A 255-nucleotide genomic window follows, 5' to 3' on the forward strand; every position below is an offset into this window, starting at 1 on the left:
GACCTCGGCCCCGGGAGTCCCACCCGGACGGGAGCGCTGCACAGCCGGGGCGCAGAACACGGGCTATTGGAGAACTACGCAGGTCCCCGTCCCGCGTTGGCCCGGCTGTGGAAGTATAAACTTACGCTTCCGCGCGATCTGTTAGATACGGCCTACCGGTTTGTCCGACACCGGCTAAACGGGGTCACCTACTCGATAAAGCGAGCTGCTTCAAGTCGTGCCAGACGGAATAAAACGATTCCTGTTTGAAACGGT

At 60.0% G+C, this 255-nt stretch carries 1 protein-coding gene; it reads left to right on the forward strand.

The features are described 5' to 3' along the window. Nucleotides 1-249: hypothetical protein (locus tag IT084_RS18055; protein WP_207744672.1), on the forward strand; the 249-nt coding region annotated here is incomplete at its 5' end. Nucleotides 250-255: the final 6 nt, after the last annotated feature.

It is taken from the genome of Desulfallas sp. Bu1-1 (assembly GCF_015594625.1).
In the GTDB taxonomy this organism is placed as follows: domain Bacteria; phylum Bacillota; class Desulfotomaculia; order Desulfotomaculales; family Desulfallaceae; genus JADNRQ01.